Raw genomic sequence first — 17,382 nt, forward strand, 5'->3', positions numbered from 1 at the left:
AGCGGACATTATTTAAGCTGGATCTACGCAGACAAATCCAGAGCACGGGATCCGAATAATTTTCAACTCATTCGTGCCAATCAGCATAGGGAGTGTTATCAGAAACCGTTGGTATGCCATGAGTCATCGTGGTTGATCTGATCTTTTGAACTCCGAGGTGAATGATGAGCGTGACGAGCACGAATATCGAAGTAGGCGAAGAGATGGTCGCGGGATTCGCGAAGAAGGGCCTCAAGCAATTGAAGCCCGCGACGCAGCGAGACCGCGGCGAGGGGCCTTTTCAGCGGCTCGTGCTGCGCGGCGCGACCGTGATCGACGGGACCGGCGCACCGCCCTTCGGTCCTGCGGACATCGTGATCGAAGACGGCAAGATCAGTGACATTGCCGTGGTCGGCGTCCCTCACAAGCCGCTGAAACAGGAAGGACGTCCGGCAGCAGGAGACAGGGAGATCGATTGCACCGGCAAATACGTGACGCCGGGCTTCATCGACAGTCATGCGCATATCGGCACGCCCTTTCACGCCGAGAACGGCGAGATGATGCCGGCGGACTATATCTACAAGCTGTGGCTCGCGCATGGCGTCACGTCGGTGCGCGAGACTGGATGCATGAACGGCCTCGCCTGGACGCGCGAGCAAAAGGCGGCAGCCGAAGCCAACCGGATCGCCGCGCCGCACCTGTATCCCTATGTGTATTTCCCGGCCGTCAACGATTATTTGAAGGCCATCTACAGTCCCGAGCAGGGCCGTGAATGGTTGCGGGCGGCGCGCGACAAGGGCGCGGAAGGCGTGAAATTCTTCGGTGCGCCGCCCGCGATCATGCAGGCGGCACTCGACGAATGCCGCAAGCTTGGCCTCCGGGCGTGTTGTCATCATGCGCAGTCATCGGTCGGCAGCATGAATGCGTTGAGAACGGCGCGCTGGGGCCTGACGAGCACCGAGCATTCCTACGGCATTCCTGAAGCCCTGTTCGACGGACGATCGCTACAGGCTATCGCCGACGACTACAACTACAACGACGAGTACTTGCGCTTCTCCACGGCGGGCCAGACCTTCCTTCAGGCAGCAGAACCGGGCTCGCAGAAGTGGGACGATGTGCTCAACGCCTTTCTCGAAGCGGGGCATACGTTCGTGCCGACGCTGAACGTCTATGACGGCAATCGCGATGTCATGCGCGCACGTCGCGCGGAATGGCACGATTCCTACACGGATCAGACCACCTGGAAGTACTTCCAGCCGCAGCGCGGCGGACACGGTGCGTACTTCTACCGCTGGTCCGTGAAGAACGAGGTGGAATGGCGCGAGAGCTATCGCATCCTGATGCACTTCCTGAACGACTACAAGAACCGCGGCGGGCGTGTCTGCCCCGGTAGCGATTCGGGCTTCATGTACCAGATCTACGGATTCGGCTATATCCGCGAACTGGAGTTGCTCCAGGAAGCGGGCTTCCTGCCTTCCGAGGTATTGCGTGCAGGGACGTCGCATGCCGCGGGCCTGCTGGGTATTGGCGAAGAGGCGGGCGTGCTCGAAGTAGGACGGCGCGGCGACGTGCTGGTGCATCGCGAGAATCCTCTAGCGGATTTCAAACTCCTGTACGGGACCGGCGCGATGCGCCTCAACGACGAACTTGGCACGGTCGAGCAGAAGCGTGCGCTGAAACTGACCATCAAGTCCGGTGTGGTATTCGATGTCGATGAACTGCTTCACGATGTTCGCGAGATGGTCGCGACGACCTGGCCCAACGGCGCCACGCCCTTCCACACCGCGACGGAGCAAGCGAAATGAACGGGCGCGGCACTCAATTCGTGGTGCTCGCCGGCATGCTCGGCAGCGGCAAGACCACCTTGCTCGAAGCGCTGCTCGCAGATGACGAAGCGGCTGCCATGACCGCCGTGATCGTCAACGAAGTCGGGGCGATCAATATCGACGGTGCGGTGCTGTCGGAGTCGGCGCGCGGCATTCCCATGGCAACGCTCAGCAACGGCTGCGTGTGCTGTTCATTGACCGATGACCTCGTGACGACGATCGAAGATCTCGTCGAGACACGCGCGCGAAACGGACAGCCTGCGTTCGAACGCATCGTGCTGGAATGCAGCGGCTTGTCGCGTCCGGGACAGGTGATGCGATCGTTGAGTCCGCTTGCTTCGATGGGGCTGCGCATTCATATCCTCGCGACCTATGACTGCAGCCGCCCGCCGCTCGGCACGGAGGATTTCGACAGCGTGTCGGCGCAACTGGGCGCCGCCCATACGATCGTGCTGACGAAGACGGACTTGATCGGCACGGAACAACGGCGACTCGAACGGGACCATGCCCATCGGTTCAATCCGCTGGCGCGTGTCGTTGATGCCGATACCGCTGCGATGCGAGCCATGGAAGCCTTTCGCGAAGTGCAGGGGGCCACGGCGTTCGACTGGACTGCGCCGGGATTCAGCGGCAATGCATCGCGCGCCTTGCTGCATCCGCGCGTGCGGGTATTTTGCGCCCGCTTTCGCCGCGCAACGGAATGGCAACAGACGCTGGACTGGATCGAAGACGTGTCGGGCGCGCTCGGCGAACGCCTGTTGAGGATGAAAGCCATCGTCCCCGGTCCTTTGGGCGAAGACCGCGTGCTCTTGCAAAGCGTGGGCACGACGTTCTCCCAGCCGCGTCGCCTTGAGGGTGCCTCCGATATGGCCGCCATCTTCATCGTCAGGGACTGCGGGCTCGGCGATTTCGAAGCGTTCGGCATGGACGGATCGATTCGCTGGACCTCGCTGCAAAGCTGACGCGCTTTCACTGGACACAGAGGGACAACGGACCCGCCATCATGTCGATGTTGAATGAATTTTCCAAATCGGTATTGCTGATCGTCACGACGCTCTTTCCGATCATCAATCCGCCCGCTGTGGCGTTGATCGTATTGAGCATGGTGCGGGGCGCCAGCGACCGGGATCTTGCCGAGCTTGCGCGCAGGATCGCCATCAACGGTTTCGTGATCCTGCTCGCCTCCTTGTCGGTCGGCGCGTATGTGCTGTCGTTCTTCGGCATCTCGGAGAACGTGTTGCGCGTTGCGGGCGGCGTCGTCATTGCCATGGCAGGCTGGGGCCTGTTGCAGGCGCCCACCGAGGACAGCACGGCAGAGGAGGTCGCGCCGGCTGCCGACCGCGCGGCATCGTTGCGCACCAAGGCGTTCTATCCGCTGACCTTGCCCATTACCGTCGGGCCCGGATCCATCGCGGTGGCCATCGCACTGGGCACCGGATCGCCGCACGCCGGCCTGCAGCCGGTACACCTGGCCGGCGTCGGCGTGGCTTTGGTGCTGCTGTGCCTGAGCATTTTCCTGTGCGTGCGCTACTGCGGACGGCTGGAAAAGCTGCTCGGGAAAGTGGGCACCCAGATCGCGATGCGTCTCTTCGCGTTTGTCCTGTTCTGCATCGGCGTTCAGCTGTTGTGGATCGGCGCGTCCGGATTGATCGAAAGCCTGAAGCTGCATTGACATCTCGCGCACAAGCAGGCAAGCAGGCGAAAGGATCATTCCTCGCTAATTGTCGGGTCGTAGACTGAATCTACGTTGTTCGACCCGAGGAAAGAATCATGCTCGCGCCACTGCAACCGTTGGAATCCCCGCTCTTTCAATCCGATAACTTTCGACCGATTCCGGCATTCCTGAAAGACGCCATTCTCGAGCCTTACAAGGCGGAATGCGTTTATATCGAAAGGGCTTTCCGGGACATCTCGTTCGATCATGAACTGGTCGCGTTCGCCGAAGTCTGCGTTCCCGAGACCTTCTATGGCTCGCAGACTGGTCACTTCAACGCGGTGGAATCGCTACTCTGTCTCAATCAGATCGCGTTTCTCACGATAGCCGATCTCGTGACCGATGATGCGCCTCATGCTTTTCGCGAGGCGATCGGCACGGCGGATCTTCAGAGCTTCAAGGAGAACGTGCTGACGCGCACGTTCATCACGTCCGTGAAGACACAGTTCAGGCGCACGCTGGATGGCCGGAACGTCGTCATGCGCTTTTCGTTCACGAAGATGCGCAAGCATGCCGGCATGGTGTTCATGGCATCGGAATTCGAATTCACCGATGCGCAAAGCGCGCGGAACAAACCGCCTGCCTTCTTCGGTCAAGCGACCTTTGCCATTCCGGTGATGTGAAGATGGATCGGGCGCTAAGCCTCGCCGAGGTCATGCGCCGTCAACAGGATCCGCGAGCCGCGCAAGACGCGGCTCTTCTTGTCGGCGGCTTCGAGAATGCGCTTGAGTCCGCGCTCGAACACCGACAGCAAGGTTCGCTCGTCCGAAGTCCGGCGCTGCAGGAAGTGTCGCTCCAGTGCGTCGCGTGTGACCGCGCACGTAATGGCCTTGCCGCGCGAGCGCAGCGTGAAAGTGATGAGGCGCCCCTCGGCAAAGAACCGCGGGCCACCTTCCAGTGCAAGCATTGCATCCTCGACGTGACATTCAACTGCGACGGGCTCAGGCCGTGCGCAGAAGGATCCGTGTCATGCGCTCTATTGAGCTATTGACGATGGCGCAGGTTATCAAGAACAAAAACCCCGCGCCATGCGGAAAAAAATAATCGACTAGTGAATGCTTTCGAGAAGGGCGCTTGAATTTCCGATGTTTCTGCTCGCAATCATCGAGCCGTCTCTTCACCGGCATGCATGCCGCTCATACAGCGCCCACTTGCCCTCACGCGCAAGCAAGGCCACATCACACTCGGCATTGGCGAAGTAATCGGCGGGCAAGGGCTCCGCCGAGCGCACGAAAATATAGCGATACAAGCGGCCGTTGTCCTGCTTCCAGTCGAACGAGCCTGGAAAGCGATCCAGCTGTGAAGCATGCACGGGCAATTGCGCCGGCCTGAAACGCACGATCTGCGGAACGAACTGAGCGAAGTTCGGATCGACGAAGCCGTGCTTCTCCGCCTGATACCACAGCGCCTGATGCTGATAGGCGGAGGGGCTCCAGTACGCATCGCTGGCGCCGTCCATCACCAGGTTGAGCGCGCGCTGATTCGGCTCCGTTCGGGACAGCAGTTGTTCCAGCGGCGCGATCTCCACCGCGAAACGATGCAGCCGGACCGCCTGATGCGCGAGAAAGATCCAGCAGCCCGCAATGATGACGAGCTGCATGACGAAGCCGCGCCTCTCGTGCTTCACGCCGGCAACCGGTTTCGGCGCGACGAACATCAGCGCATAGGCGGGCAGCAGAAAGAGCGCGAAGCGCTGATAGAGATACGCCGTACCGAGCGCCAGGTTCGGCACGGCCAGCCAGATGAACACCATGAGGATCATCGGCACCAGCACCGCGCGATCGGGATTGATGCGGTCCCGCCAGAGCCACGGCGCGATGCCCATCAGCACGAAGAGCGGCAAATAAACCGCGCTCCATTTCGTGAGGCCCCAGACCATCATCGGAAACAGCAGCAGGCGTTTGCCGCCGGTGTCCGACCAGCCCCAGTCGATCTTCGCGGCATTGTCGATGGTGTGGCCGAGAACCGGATCGCTGGCGTGACTCCAGAGCGTATAGACGATGCACAGCAGGCCGAGCGGCACGAATGCCGCCAGCGCCAGCAGCTTGCCGCTGATCCGGCGCGGCTTGACGAGCGCGAAGCCCGCACCGATCCCGCACGCGAACAGAAAGACGAGACCGTGGCAGAAGAACAGCGCCACGCCCGCGACGAACACGCCCGCGCCGCGGCTGAACGAAGGCTGCGTGGCGGATCGATGCGCGAGCCACATGAACAGCATGCCCACCGGCGCGGCCACCAGAAACGTATAGAAGCCCCATGCAAAGGCAAAGCCGAAGAAGCCGGGAATGAAGAGCACATCGAGCCGCGGGTCGCCGTTCAGATGCCTGCGAAAGCCGACACACGACATGACGAAGCCGACATACGCGATCATCAGGACGAGCTTGAGCGCCGATGAGATCGACATCACGTAAGTGAGCGGCAGCGCCAGTCCATAGCCGATGAGATAGGGCGTGAACAGGTTGATGCGCACGAGGCTCTGCCACGCCGACGCATGATCGATCAGGTCGCGCAGCAGCATCACCTGTGCAGCGTGTTGCGGCAGATCGACGAGCGGCGGGCGAGGTGCGATCCAGAACAGCAGGGCGCCGCCAAGCAGCGTCACGATGAACAGCGCACGCGGCATCCAGTCGAGCAGTGAACCGCTGCGCGATACCGACGCGCTTGCGGACGACCCAAGCATATTCATAAGGTTCGTTCGATGATGAAGCGCGGACGATGCTTCGTCTCCGCGTAGGTCTTCGAGATATATCCGCCGATGACGCCGAGGAACAACAACTGGATGCCGCCGAGGAAATACATCGGCACCACGGTGGACGCCCAGCCGGGCACGGCCAGATTGGTGAAGAGACGCGCATACACGGCCCATGCGCCGAAGCACAGCGAGCCAAGTGCGAGGAGCGCGCCGATCCGCGTGCTCCACTGCAAGGGCACGGCGGAAAACGACGTGATGCCGTCGAAGGCAAAGGCGAGCATTTTCGCGAGCGGATATTTGCTCGTGCCCGCGAAGCGCGCGGCGCGCTCGTATTCCACGATTGCCGTCCTGAAGCCCAGCAGCGGAATGATGCCGCGCAGGAAGAGGTTGACTTCCTGGAACTCCTTGAGGGCATCCAGCGTCTTGCGGCTCATCAGGCGGAAGTCGGCATGACCGGGCAGGATATCGACGCCGAGCGCCTTCAACACCTTGTAGTAGTTGCGCGCGGTGAAGCGCTTGAAGAAGGTATCGCTTGCCCGCTTGTGCCGCACGCCGAAGACGATCTCCGCGCCCTTTCGATGCTCTTCGAGCATGCGCGGAATGGCTTCGATATCGTCCTGGAGGTCGGCATCGAGGCTCACGAGCACATCGCCTTCCGCAACCAGCAGGCCCGCGAGCAGTGCGTTCTGATGCCCGCGATTGCGCGACAGCTTGATGCCCCGGCAACGCGCATTGGACGCGTGCAGGGTCTCGATGATCGACCAGGTCCGGTCGCGGGAACCATCGTCTACAAAAGTGATCCTGCTCTCGTCACTGACCACGGACGCGGCAATGAGCCGCTCCAGAAGCGCAAGCAAACGTGAGCAGGTTTCCGTGATGACTTCTTCTTCGTTGTAGCAGGGTACGATGAGATTCAACGTCGTCATAGGCGGAACCCCTGATGCCCAAGGCGTTGGGCGACGTGCAACGCGAATGGATTTCCCCGTGATGGCAAGGGACGGACGCGGCAATGCAGCCTTTAATTTCGCAGCGGCACGCGCGATGCAGACAGATGCGGGACATGAATGTCACGTACATACTAAGCGCAGTGCGAAATCAAACACAAGAATTTCATGTCTCGATCCGTGTCTTCTGCATATGAAAGAAGTTGTAAGCCCAGTACATCTGATGAATCTTCAAGGCCTCGTCAAGCTGCGCGTTGCGCTACAGTAACGAGTGGCCCGGATAGGGCAGACGAATGAACGAAAGGGAGAGAGCACGCGTATGGACAAGGCCGAATTCGATAGCTTTGCAGACGAATATCTCGCGCTACATACAAAAAATATTTCAGCGTCCGGAGAAGGTCCGGCGTTTTTTGCCGAGTACAAGATTCGCGATATCGCCGAAGAAATGGCACGCCGCAACGCCGTGCCCGCACGCATGCTCGACTTCGGCGCGGGCGTGGGCACGTCGGTGCCGTGGGTGCGCCAATACCTGCCTGCCGCGCAGCTGACGTGTGCGGACGTATCGGAGCGGTCTCTCGAACTGGCGAAGAGCCGTTTCGCGGATGACGCACGCTTCGTGCATTTCGACGGGCGCACGCTTCCGTTCGAGCCCGGTGAATTCGATCTCGCCTATGCGATGTGCGTGTTTCATCACATCGATCATGCCGAGCATGTGAGTCTGCTGCGTGAATTGCATCGCGTGGTCGGGGCGCGCGGCACGCTCGTGATATTCGAGCACAACCCTTATAATCCGCTGACCGTACGCGCGGTGAATACCTGTGAATTCGATGTCAATGCCAGGCTCATCACCGCGTCCAAGATGCAGCGCGCGTGCCGTGATGCCGGTTTTACCGATGTTCAAGTGCGCTACCGTATCTTTTTCCCGCACGCACTCGCCGCGTTGCGTCCGCTGGAAAAATATCTGACTCACGTGCCGCTCGGTGCGCAATATGCCGTGTACGCAACCGGTGCCTGATTCCGTGTTGCCGGCATCCCCACGCTCACCACTCTGATTTCTCATCAATGATTGCGAATGCAACTTCCAGTCGCAATGTCCGCTTGCAGTTCCTGAAGTATCTGCTGGTCGGCGGCCTGAACACCGTGCTCGCGGGCGCCATCATCCTCGGCGTGCAGGCAGCGGGCGCACGGCCCGTGATCGCGAACATGATCGGTTACGGCGTCGGTGTCGCGATCAGTTTCGCGCTCAACAGCAAGTTCACGTTTCAAACGGCCGCCACGCGCCACGCGGCTTTGCGCTTTCTCGTCGTGGTGCTCGTTTCGTATCTCGCGAATCTCGGCGTGGTCCTGCTCGTCCTGCACATCACGCATGCGCCCTACATTGCACAGTTGAGCGGCATCCCGGTGTATGTCATCGTGGGATTCATCGGCAACAAATATTGGGCCTTGCGTGAAGGGCCCGCGCGCCAGTAGCCGCGCCCGCTATTTGTCCGCCTGCATAACGCAAACCTCCTGGACATGCTGCGCAAGCCGCTGCGCCATCATGTCGGACTCACCGGCTTCTTCCAGCTTGCGCCTCGGGTCGCCGCGCGCTTCGGCTGAGAGCATCGACTTCGTGACGAGACTCGCCACGACGCCCACGATGCCGGCCGAGGTCACACCTTCGTCCGATAACGAAATTAACGGGCTTTCATATCAGTATTAGATTCGCTTAAGCTGCCACGTTATTTTTGTTTTATTGGCTCATGACATTAGTATCGGCTTGCAATGTGGTCCCGATGATAAGGGCGCCGAGTCGACCCTGTCCCGCCCTCTGATGACAGTGAGCAAAGCCATGAAAAATTCATTTCTCAGGAAGTTGTATGCGCTGCTGTTCGTTCTGGCGATGCTCGCGCCACCGGTCGCCGCCTGGTCGAAAACGGTCGTGATTGGTGGGAAGAATTTCACCGAGCAGCAATTGATGGCGGAACTCACCGCGCAATTGCTCGAAGCAAAGGGCTTTTCCGTCGACAAGAAAGTCGGCATGGGCAGCATGGTGCTGCGTCAGGCTCAGGAGAATGGTCAGATCGATGTGTACTGGGAATACGTCGGCACTGCGCTGAACAACTACGACAAGTTCACCGACAAGCTCAGCGCGCAGGACATGTACCGCAAGGTCAGCGAACTCGATGCGCCGAAGGGTCTCGTCTGGCTCGATCCATCGAAGGTCGACAACGTCTATGCCTTCGCAATGAATCAGGACGAGGCGAAGAAACTGGGTATCGCCTCGATCAGCGATCTCGCCAAGGTAGTGCGCGGCGGGCAGTCGATGATCTTCGCCTGCAACTCCGAGTTCTACGGCCGCACAGATGGACTGCGTCCGCTCGAAAAGACCTATGACTTCAGCTTCGGTCCCAGTGAGATCAAGCGGATGGATTCGGGCCTCACGTATCAGGCGCTGAAGGACCGGCAAGTCAACGTCGCGCTCGTGTTCACGACAGACGGCCGCATTCCCGCGTTCAACTTCGTCGTGTTGAAGGACGACAAGGGGTTCATCCAGCCGAACACGCTCGCGCCGGTGGTGCGCAAGGCAACGCTCGATGCCAACCCGACGCTCGCGCCCGCCTTGAACGCACTGGCCGCCCGGCTCGACACGCCCACGATGATTCGCCTCAATGCGAGCGTCGATCTCGAGAAGAAGTCGCTGCAAGACGTAGCTCGCGCTTTCCTCCAGCAGTCCGGACTGCTTTGATCACATGGCCAGCGCCGCACATTCCATGAAAGCATCCACGACTGGCTTCATTCACGAACTGACTTTCGATGATCTGCCCGACCACGTCGTGGAGCAGGGCAAGCTATGCCTGCTCGATCTGTTCGGCGTCGCAATGATGGGGCGGCGCACGGACTTCTCGCGGATCGCCAGCGATCATGCCGTTGAGTTCTTCGCCGCGGGCAGACTGCGTTCCCGTCTGCTCTTCGACGGACGCCACGCGAGTCCCATCGGCGCGGGACTGGCCGGGGCCATGACGATCGACAGTTGCGACGGCCACGACGGGCACGCGGAGACCAAGGGTCATGTCGGCGTGACCGTGATAGCGGCGCTGCTTGCGCTGGCCGATCTGCAACGCGACATGAGCGGCCGCGAATTCCTGACCTGTCTCGCACTGGGTTACGAGGTCGGCACACGCGCCGGCATCGCGCTGCATGCGAGCGCGTGCGACTACCACACGTCGGGCGCCTGGAACGCGCTTGCGGCGGCGGCGCTGGCCGCGCGCCGGCTCAGGCTCGATGCGAACCAGACGCGCGAAGCGCTCGGCATCGCGGAATATCATGGGCCGCGCAGCCAGATGATGCGCTGCGTCGATCATCCGACCATGGTGCGCGACGGATCGGGCTGGGGCTGCATGGCGGGTCTGAGCGCGGGCTTCCTGGCGCAGCAGGGCTTCACCGGCGCGCCGGCTGTCACGGTGGAGCAGGAAGCTTCGCGTGCATACTGGAGCGATCTCGGCGAGCGCTGGCGCATCATGGAGCAATACTTCAAGCCGCAGCCAGTGTGCCGCTGGGCGCACCCGGCGATCGACGCGGCGCAGCGGCTCAGGCAGGAATACGGTTTTGCGATCGGCGAGATACGCGCCGTGCGCATCCAGACGTTCCACAACGCGATCCGTCTCGATCATCCCGAACCCAGGACCACCGAAGTGTCGCAATACAGCTTGCCGTTCCCGGTGGCGGTCGCGCTGAAACACGGCGCCGTCACCCTCGACGCGCTCCAGGGCGCCGGACTCGAAGATCCCGAGGTGCTGCGCGTCAGCCGTCTGATTCGCGCGGAAGAACATGCTGGATTCAATGCGCAGTTTCCGCAGCAGCGTTACGCGAGCGTGACCGTCGAGCTGAACGACGGGCGGCGCTTCGATTCAGGTCCTACGCAGGCGCTCGGCGATCCCGATCTGCCGTTCGGCGCTGCGGCGTTGCGCGACAAGTTCCGGCGCTTTGCGGAAACGGCCTGTGACACTCGGCACGCACAAGCGCTGGAGTCGCGGGTCGATAACCTCGCGGACACTGGCGAGACCGTGGCGCCGCTGCTCGAACTGGTGCTCGACACGATTCGCGTCATGCCCGTCGAACGATGACAGACCGGCCACGTTCTTCCGAATCCCGGAGATAACCCGTGAGCGATTCATCGCGACTCGATATCCGTGCCTTGCGCGTCTTCGACGCCGTTGCGTCGAGCGGAAGCATCTCCGCGGCGGCAAGCGCGCTGGGCGTCACGCAGTCGGCTGTTTCGCAGGCAGTCGGGCAGATCGAAGAGATTCTCGGCACGAAGGTGCTCGACCGCAGTCGCCGTCCGGTGCTGCTCACGCCTGCCGGCATCGCGCTGCGGCGGCACGCGCAGACGGTCGTCGACGAGATGGAGCGGCTGCTAGCGGTGGTCCGTGAAGCGGACCTGACCGGCCGGCCAGAGATCCGCATCGGCATGATCGATTCGTACGCGGCCACCGTGGGGCCGGCGGTGGTCAAGCACACGATTGCACAGGGCAATCAGGTCGTCCTGCGTGCCGGGTTCGCCGACAGTCTCTCGCTCGCGCTGCTGCAACGGCAACTCGATCTGATCGTCACCTCCGATCCCATGGACGATATGGATAACCTGGTGCGGCGGCCGTTGTTCGTGGAGCCGTCGCTGCTCGTCGTGCATGCGGCGCGGCGCGAGCAATATCGTTCAGCCGATCTTCAGACGCTGGCGCGCGAGTTGCCGTTCGTCCGCTTCAGCAAACGCTCGCACTATGGCGCGGTGACGGAGCGGTATCTGCGGCGCTGTGGCGTGAGCGCCGATCGCCATCTCGAGATCGACGCGGCGGACGTGCTCCTGGCGATGGTCGCGGCCGATCTGGGATGGTCGATCTGTCCGGCCCTCGCGTTGTTGCAGGGGCGGGCGCACTTGCAGGACATCGCGGCCATCCCGGTTGCCGATCCGCCATTGGTGCGCACGATCTTTCAGGTTTCGCGTGCGGGCGAATACGAAGAGACGGCGGAATTTCTTTACCAGACCAGTCGGCGGGTGCTCGAGAAGGGCGTGTTCGCCGAGATCCGGGCGCGGCTTCCTGACGTCGGGGCGAAGCTGCATCTGAGCTAGGGGCGGTCGGAGAACGATGAGTCCATCAGCCGCCGCCCGCGGCATGTTCAACCGGCGTCGTGGGCTTAGCCATGGTTGCCGTAACGCGCAAGCTGCTTGCGCAAGGCCTCGATCTGATCGAGCAGATCCAGCGCGAGTGCGACGCCCGGCGCGTTCAGCTCCAGATCGCTCTTCAGACGTTGCGCGGTGATGACGCGGCGCAGGCACGTGCCGCTGAACCGCCACTCCTCCACGCGCGTACCCTGCGGCTCGAACGCGCCTTCTTCGACCCATTGGGCGAAATCTTCGTGCGATGCACCGGTGATGCGGCACAGCTCGACCATCGTGAACTCGATGCGTTCCTCGACGATCTCGCCGTGCAGATGAGAAGGATCGTTTCCATTCATGAGGGTCACCTGTAGAAGTGGGCGCGCGGATCGAAATCGAGCGCCTTATGCATCTCGGCGTAGGCGGCTTTCCTGGCGTCGGTATCCGCGGGAGGCAGGACGATGCCCAGCATCACGTAGAAATCGCCGGGAGGATTGCCGGGAATGCCTCGGCCTTTGAGCCTGAGACGCCGGCCAGCCGACGATCCCGCGGGAACCGTCACCGTGACGTCTCCCGAGGGCGTGGGCACGACGACTTCCGCGCCGAGCGCGGCTTCCCAGGGCGCGAGCGGAAGATCGGTGGTCACATCTCGCCCGTCGATGCGGTACCGCCTGGGCGTCTCGACGGAGATCTCCAGGTACAGGTCGCCCCGCGGTGCATTGCCCATGCCGAGGCCGCCCTGACTCGCGAGCCGCAGACGTTGCCCGTCGAGAATGCCTTTCGGTATGGCTACGTCGAGCGTGCGCGTCTGATACGTGACGCGTCCTTGATCGTCGATCACGGGCGTCTGCAGGGACAGGGTCCGTTGCGCGCCGTTGTAGATGTCTTCGAGGCTGACGGTGACCTTGGCATGAAGATCTTCGCCGGGCCACTCGGGCGCGTAGGAGCGTGCCGACTGGCGTGCATGCCTCCCGAACAGATCGCTGAAGAAGTCTTCCGCAGCCTGTGCGTCGCCTTCGCTGGCGCTGCCGTATGCGCTGCCATATGCGCCACCCGCCTCCGGGCGAGGGCGGATTTCCTCGCCGTCCTTGTAACCGGTGCCGAGCGCGTCGAACGCCGCTCGCTGCTCGGGATCCTTGAGAACCTGATCTGACCGAGCCCGATGAAGCCAACTGCTGTCTTGTTCGGCATGGGAATCCTGATTCTGGATGCGCGTCGTGTGCTGCTGGGGGGGCTACAGGGCCGCAGGGCCGGACGTTCGGTTGATCCGGCAGAACTCAGTCCGGGAAGTATTGCATCTCGAGCAGAACGCATCCGCCCTCGGAGCGGATCGGTCCGTGAGGCGTGCCGGGGGGCCGGCGCACGAATGCCTGTTCGGTGAACGTGCCGAAGGCCGCAGCCTGCCGGATGCCGCGGACATCGCCGGCGAGCAGGAACGTCTCTTCGAAGTAGTCGTGAATCAGCGGGTCGCGGGTTTCGACGCCCGGTGCGAACCGCACGAGGCGCGTGCGCCGGCCCTTTTTGCCTGGTTCGTCAAAGTCGCTGGCGAGCGTGAGCACTTCGACGCCTTCGGAGCCGGCCAGGGGTTTCCACCCGGTGGAATCGATGAGGCGGACGTAGGAATGCGTGGAGCGCCGGTCGTAAATGAAAAGCAGCTTATAGCGCTGTCACTCCACGCTGTCCGGATGTCGGGTGTGTTCTTCAGGTTGGTCTCACGCGGCCTAAGGATCGGGCTTGAACGGAGCGGGGCGCCTCGCCCCGATGTGTGCGTGAAGGTGCCTGCCGATGCGCCGATTGTCCCGCTCGGCCTGGAGCGCTGCGCCAACTCCAACGCATGACCCAACTGACGCTCAACACCTTCGACATGCGCGCGGAAGGGCACACCGGTTTGTCCTTCGCCGAATGAACCTTGATGGGAAACGTGTCACGCGACCGGCAATCCCTGGCGGAAGCGCCGCGTTCGCGTCGCGCCCGTAATCCGGACATCACCGGGTGACAGTCGCTTGTGGAAGAAAGTCGTCCCGCAGAGCCTGCCATCAGGCGTGTAACCGCAGTCTGGCACTTCGCCGACCCGCTGCCAGCCCGCGCGTTCGTAAAGTCGTTCTGCTTCGCTGCCTGTCTCCGTATCGAGCAGCAGGACCGATTTTGCAGCCTCGCGTGCGACGTCTTCGACTGCCGCCAGCAAGCTCGCGGCGACGCCTTGCCTTCTCGCATCGCGACGCACCAGCATCTTCGAAACATCCGCGCGCTGGGGTTGATTCTCAGGGAAAGAGGTAATCAACTGCACGGTACCGACGATTCGGCCATCAAGATCTTCCGCAATCAGCAAGACTCGCTCGCCGCGAGCCACATTGCTCGCGGCACGTTCCCAGAACTCGATTGCCTTGTGCCTGGCAAGCGGCAACATGAAGCTGACTGCCGCGCCGCCTTCAACGCAGTCGATCAGGACATCGGCAAGAGGTTCGACATAGGCCGTGACTTCGTCCGCCGAGAGCATTCTCACGCGTGCTGCACCACTCATCCTGGACTCCTCGAATGCATCAGTAACGTCTTGCTTTCAATGGAAGCGACGCGGCGAGTAGGGCGCCGGATCGATGGACGGCTGTCCGGACGTAATGAGATCGGCCAGCATGCGCCCGCTCGGCGGTGCCGCAGTCATCCCGTAGGTCCCATGCCCGAAGCAAAGCCAGAGGCCCGGCTGTTCGCCTGCCGCGCCGATCGCCGGCAGACTGTCCGGCGTCGACGGCCGCTGTCCGGTCCAGATTCGATGCGGCGCTTCGATCAGCGCGGGGAACAGCTCCCGCGCCTGCTGCAGCGCGTGCAACGCGCGCTGTTCGTTCGGCATGCCGTCGACGCCGCCGAATTCGACGCTGCCCGCGATGCGCAGGCCGTCGAGCATCGGCGTCAGGCCGATCGCGCGACCACGATGAATGAAAGGCACACTGATCTTCACCCGTTCGGTGTCGACCATCACGTGATAGCCACGCTGGCTTTCGAGCGGAATGCGGATGCCGAGCGGCGCCAGCAGCTGCATCGACCATACGCCGCCCGCGACCACGACGTCGCGTGCGCTGTGATTGCCTGTCGAGGTGAGGATCAGCCATTCGCCGTTTTTGGGAATCAGTTTCAGCACCTTCTCCCGATGAAACGTCCCGCCGTGCTCGACGATCCGTTCGGCAAGCGCGCGATTGAGTTCCGCCGGGCTCACGGTATGTGCGTTCCCTTTCTTCAAAACGCCAAACTGCACCGCAGCGTCTATTCCCGGGTAAAGACGCTCGATGTCGGTGCGCGAGAGGGTCTCGACGTTCAACCCGTAGCGCTCGGTCAACTGCCGTTCGACGTCGGCGGCCGAGCCCTGCGGCGGCGCGTCGCTGAGAATCGCCTCGCCATCCTCTCGAATGTAGCGGCAATAAAGCTCGTCTCCGAGCAGACGGCGCCATTCGATCAGCGCAGGAGCATGCAATGCGTGCAGGCTCTTCGCGAGGGTCGTCATGCGGTCGATCTGGCCGGCTCGCAGCCACTGGATGAACCACGGCAAAGCCTGTGGCGCATAGGCCGGATGGATGGTGAGCGGGCCAAGCGGATCGCGCAGCCAGCCCGGCACCTTGCGCAGCATGCCGGGTTGCGCGCCCGGCATGAAGCTGTCGGGCGAGATGAAGCCGCCGTTGCCGAACGACGCGGCGCCCGGCGACGGCAACGGATCGACGATCGCGACCTTGCGTCCAAGCAATTGCAGATTGCGCGCCACAGACAGTCCGGCGACGCCGCCGCCGATTACCATCACTGTATCGACCATTGCAAGAAGCCCCGTTCCAAAGCTGTAAATGCGGCCATCAGGCCATCAGGCCATCAGGCCAGCAGCCGATCGAGGAACGATCGGGTTCTGTCCGTCTGCGGATTCGAAAAGATCTGCCCGGGCGGTCCATCCTCGATGATGCGGCCACCGTCCATCACGACCACGCGATCGGCGACCTCGCGCGCGAAGCCCATCTCGTGCGTGACGACCACCATCGTCATGCCGGACTTCGCGAGGTCCTGCATCACCTTCAGTACTTCGCCGACCAGTTCCGGATCGAGCGCCGAAGTCGGTTCGTCGAACAGCATGATCTTCGGCTGCATCGTCAGCGCCCGCGCGATGGCCACGCGCTGCTGCTGCCCACCCGACAATTGCGACGGATAGTGCTGCGCCTTGTCGGCGAGACCGACCCGCTCCAGCAGTGTGAGCGCGTCTTTCTCGACGCTCGCCTTCGAGCGCTTCAACACGACCTGCGGCGCGAGGCACAGGTTTTCGAGCGCGGTCATGTGCGGAAAAAGATCGAAATGCTGGAACACCATGCCGATGTCGCGACGCCGCAAACACACTTCGCTCGGCTTGAGCTCGTAGATCCGGTTGCCGTCCTGCCGATAACCGACCAGTTCGCCATCGACGAAAAGCCGTCCGGCGTTCACATGTTCGAGGTGATTCATGCAACGCAGCAGCGTCGACTTGCCCGAACCGGACGGTCCGATGATGCATACCACTTCGCCCTGATGGACGCGCAGGTTGATGCCGCTCAGCACTTCGAAGGCGCCGTAATGCTTGCCGACCTCGCGTGCCTCGACCATCACCTTGCGGTGCTGTGCAGCGGCGTGGGTGTCTGGAATGGCACTCATCACTTCTCCTTCTTCATCACTTTCACCGACTTGTTCAGACGCTTCTCGATCCGGCTCTGGATCAGCGTCAGCACGGTCGTGATCGCGCCGTACCAGATCACTGCCACCATCAGCAGGGGAATCTGCTCGAAGGTGCGCGCGTAGATCACCTGCACGGTCGTGAGCAGTTCGGTGTAGGCGATCACGCTGACGAGCGACGTCGCCTTGACCATCGAGATCACTTCGTTGCTGAGCGGCGGGATCACCACGCGCATCGCCTGCGGAAAGATGATGTGACGCATCGCGCGCAACGGCGTCATGCCGAGCGCGAGCGCCGCGCGGCTCTGTCCCGCCGACACCGACAGGATTCCCGATCGCACGATCTCCGAGACATACGCGGCCTGCGCGAGACCGAGGCCGATCACCGCCGCCGCCATCTGCGTAACGACCTTGTTGGTGGC

The 17,382-nt window shown here is 62.1% G+C and carries 21 protein-coding genes; 10 read left to right on the forward strand and 11 right to left on the reverse strand.

What is annotated here, in order from left to right; all coding sequences use genetic code 11:
- Window positions 1–164: 164 nt before the first annotated feature.
- The 4 genes from QCE83_RS16590 to QCE83_RS16605 all read left to right on the forward strand — a co-directional run bounded on the left by QCE83_RS16590 (window position 165) and on the right by QCE83_RS16605 (window position 4,142).
- Window positions 165–1,784, forward strand: coding sequence for an amidohydrolase (locus QCE83_RS16590; RefSeq protein ID WP_404984925.1), 1,620 nt, complete (start codon window positions 165–167; stop codon window positions 1,782–1,784).
- A complete protein-coding gene (locus QCE83_RS16595; protein WP_309812922.1) occupies window positions 1,781–2,767 on the forward strand; it encodes a GTP-binding protein in 987 nt (328 codons plus the stop codon). The genes QCE83_RS16590 and QCE83_RS16595 overlap by 4 nt, the downstream gene beginning before the upstream one ends.
- Before the next feature lie 41 nt (window positions 2,768–2,808).
- Window positions 2,809–3,477 carry a MarC family protein gene (locus QCE83_RS16600; protein WP_309812925.1) on the forward strand — a complete coding sequence of 223 codons (669 nt, stop codon included), beginning with the start codon at window positions 2,809–2,811 and terminating at the stop codon, window positions 3,475–3,477.
- A gap of 98 nt (window positions 3,478–3,575) precedes the next feature.
- Complete coding sequence (locus QCE83_RS16605) at window positions 3,576–4,142, forward strand: FcoT family thioesterase (protein ID WP_309812927.1); 567 nt, start codon at window positions 3,576–3,578, stop codon at window positions 4,140–4,142.
- A gap of 14 nt (window positions 4,143–4,156) precedes the next feature.
- On the opposite strand, the gene QCE83_RS16610 is transcribed toward QCE83_RS16605, so the two are convergent.
- The 3 genes from QCE83_RS16610 to QCE83_RS16620 form a co-directional block, all read right to left on the reverse strand.
- A complete protein-coding gene (locus QCE83_RS16610; protein WP_309812929.1) occupies window positions 4,157–4,426 on the reverse strand; it encodes a DUF1488 family protein in 270 nt (89 codons plus the stop codon).
- A 210-nt stretch (window positions 4,427–4,636) separates the two neighbouring features.
- Window positions 4,637–6,205, reverse strand: coding sequence for a hypothetical protein (locus QCE83_RS16615; RefSeq protein WP_309812933.1), 1,569 nt, complete (start codon window positions 6,203–6,205; stop codon window positions 4,637–4,639).
- On the reverse strand, window positions 6,202–7,137 hold the full coding sequence (locus tag QCE83_RS16620) for a glycosyltransferase family 2 protein (protein ID WP_309812936.1): 936 nt from the start codon (window positions 7,135–7,137) through the stop codon (window positions 6,202–6,204). The genes QCE83_RS16615 and QCE83_RS16620 overlap by 4 nt, the downstream gene beginning before the upstream one ends.
- Window positions 7,138–7,474: 337 nt before the next feature.
- Here QCE83_RS16620 and QCE83_RS16625 point away from each other — a divergent pair, with 337 nt between their 5' ends.
- Both QCE83_RS16625 and QCE83_RS16630 read left to right on the forward strand, forming a co-directional pair.
- Window positions 7,475–8,170, forward strand: a complete 696-nt coding sequence (locus QCE83_RS16625; protein ID WP_309812940.1) for a class I SAM-dependent methyltransferase — start codon at window positions 7,475–7,477, stop codon at window positions 8,168–8,170.
- Between the two features lie 83 nt (window positions 8,171–8,253).
- Window positions 8,254–8,625 (forward strand): GtrA family protein, encoded by a 372-nt coding sequence (locus QCE83_RS16630; RefSeq protein WP_309812943.1) that lies wholly within the window; start codon window positions 8,254–8,256, stop codon window positions 8,623–8,625.
- A 9-nt stretch (window positions 8,626–8,634) separates the two neighbouring features.
- Here the strand turns inward: QCE83_RS16630 and QCE83_RS16635 are convergent, their stop codons facing one another.
- Complete coding sequence (locus QCE83_RS16635; protein ID WP_309812944.1) at window positions 8,635–8,811, reverse strand: hypothetical protein; 177 nt, start codon at window positions 8,809–8,811, stop codon at window positions 8,635–8,637.
- A gap of 175 nt (window positions 8,812–8,986) precedes the next feature.
- Between QCE83_RS16635 and QCE83_RS16640 the strand changes: the two genes are divergently transcribed.
- From QCE83_RS16640 to QCE83_RS16650, 3 genes are read left to right on the forward strand one after another with little or no spacing between them, the layout of a single operon-like run.
- Window positions 8,987–9,883 (forward strand): glycine betaine ABC transporter substrate-binding protein, encoded by an 897-nt coding sequence (locus tag QCE83_RS16640; protein ID WP_309812946.1) that lies wholly within the window; start codon window positions 8,987–8,989, stop codon window positions 9,881–9,883.
- A gap of 25 nt (window positions 9,884–9,908) precedes the next feature.
- Window positions 9,909–11,261, forward strand: coding sequence for an MmgE/PrpD family protein (locus tag QCE83_RS16645; RefSeq protein ID WP_309812948.1), 1,353 nt, complete (start codon window positions 9,909–9,911; stop codon window positions 11,259–11,261).
- Window positions 11,262–11,299: 38 nt separating this feature from the next.
- Window positions 11,300–12,262, forward strand: a complete 963-nt coding sequence (locus tag QCE83_RS16650) for a LysR family transcriptional regulator (protein WP_309812952.1) — start codon at window positions 11,300–11,302, stop codon at window positions 12,260–12,262.
- Between the two features lie 65 nt (window positions 12,263–12,327).
- Here the strand turns inward: QCE83_RS16650 and QCE83_RS16655 are convergent, their stop codons facing one another.
- A complete protein-coding gene (locus QCE83_RS16655; RefSeq protein ID WP_309812955.1) occupies window positions 12,328–12,648 on the reverse strand; it encodes a chaperone modulator CbpM in 321 nt (106 codons plus the stop codon).
- Window positions 12,649–12,653: 5 nt separating this feature from the next.
- On the reverse strand, window positions 12,654–13,172 hold the full coding sequence (locus QCE83_RS16660; RefSeq protein WP_309815407.1) for a DnaJ C-terminal domain-containing protein: 519 nt from the start codon (window positions 13,170–13,172) through the stop codon (window positions 12,654–12,656).
- On the opposite strand from QCE83_RS16660, the gene QCE83_RS16665 reads away from it, so the two are divergent.
- Entirely contained in the window at window positions 13,116–13,442 is a 327-nt protein-coding gene (locus QCE83_RS16665; RefSeq protein WP_309812958.1) for a hypothetical protein, read from the forward strand. The genes QCE83_RS16660 and QCE83_RS16665 overlap by 57 nt on opposite strands.
- A gap of 124 nt (window positions 13,443–13,566) precedes the next feature.
- Here QCE83_RS16665 and QCE83_RS16670 read toward each other — a convergent pair whose 3' ends face one another.
- The 5 genes from QCE83_RS16670 to QCE83_RS16690 all read right to left on the reverse strand — a co-directional run.
- Window positions 13,567–13,944 carry a cupin domain-containing protein gene (locus tag QCE83_RS16670; RefSeq protein WP_309815412.1) on the reverse strand — a complete coding sequence of 126 codons (378 nt, stop codon included), beginning with the start codon at window positions 13,942–13,944 and terminating at the stop codon, window positions 13,567–13,569.
- Window positions 13,945–14,213: 269 nt separating this feature from the next.
- Complete coding sequence (locus QCE83_RS16675; protein WP_309812960.1) at window positions 14,214–14,810, reverse strand: GNAT family N-acetyltransferase; 597 nt, start codon at window positions 14,808–14,810, stop codon at window positions 14,214–14,216.
- A 36-nt stretch (window positions 14,811–14,846) separates the two neighbouring features.
- A complete protein-coding gene (locus QCE83_RS16680) occupies window positions 14,847–16,085 on the reverse strand; it encodes an FAD-binding oxidoreductase (RefSeq protein ID WP_309812964.1) in 1,239 nt (412 codons plus the stop codon).
- 53 nt (window positions 16,086–16,138) lie between these two features.
- The gene (locus tag QCE83_RS16685; RefSeq protein WP_404985211.1) at window positions 16,139–16,894 is read right to left on the reverse strand and encodes an amino acid ABC transporter ATP-binding protein; all 756 of its coding nucleotides are present in this window, start codon (window positions 16,892–16,894) and stop codon (window positions 16,139–16,141) included.
- A 47-nt stretch (window positions 16,895–16,941) separates the two neighbouring features.
- A partial coding sequence (locus tag QCE83_RS16690) for an amino acid ABC transporter permease (RefSeq protein ID WP_309812971.1) occupies window positions 16,942–17,382 on the reverse strand: 441 nt, incomplete at its 5' end.

The sequence above is a fragment of the Caballeronia sp. LZ034LL genome, assembly GCF_031451215.1.
Classification (GTDB): domain Bacteria; phylum Pseudomonadota; class Gammaproteobacteria; order Burkholderiales; family Burkholderiaceae; genus Caballeronia.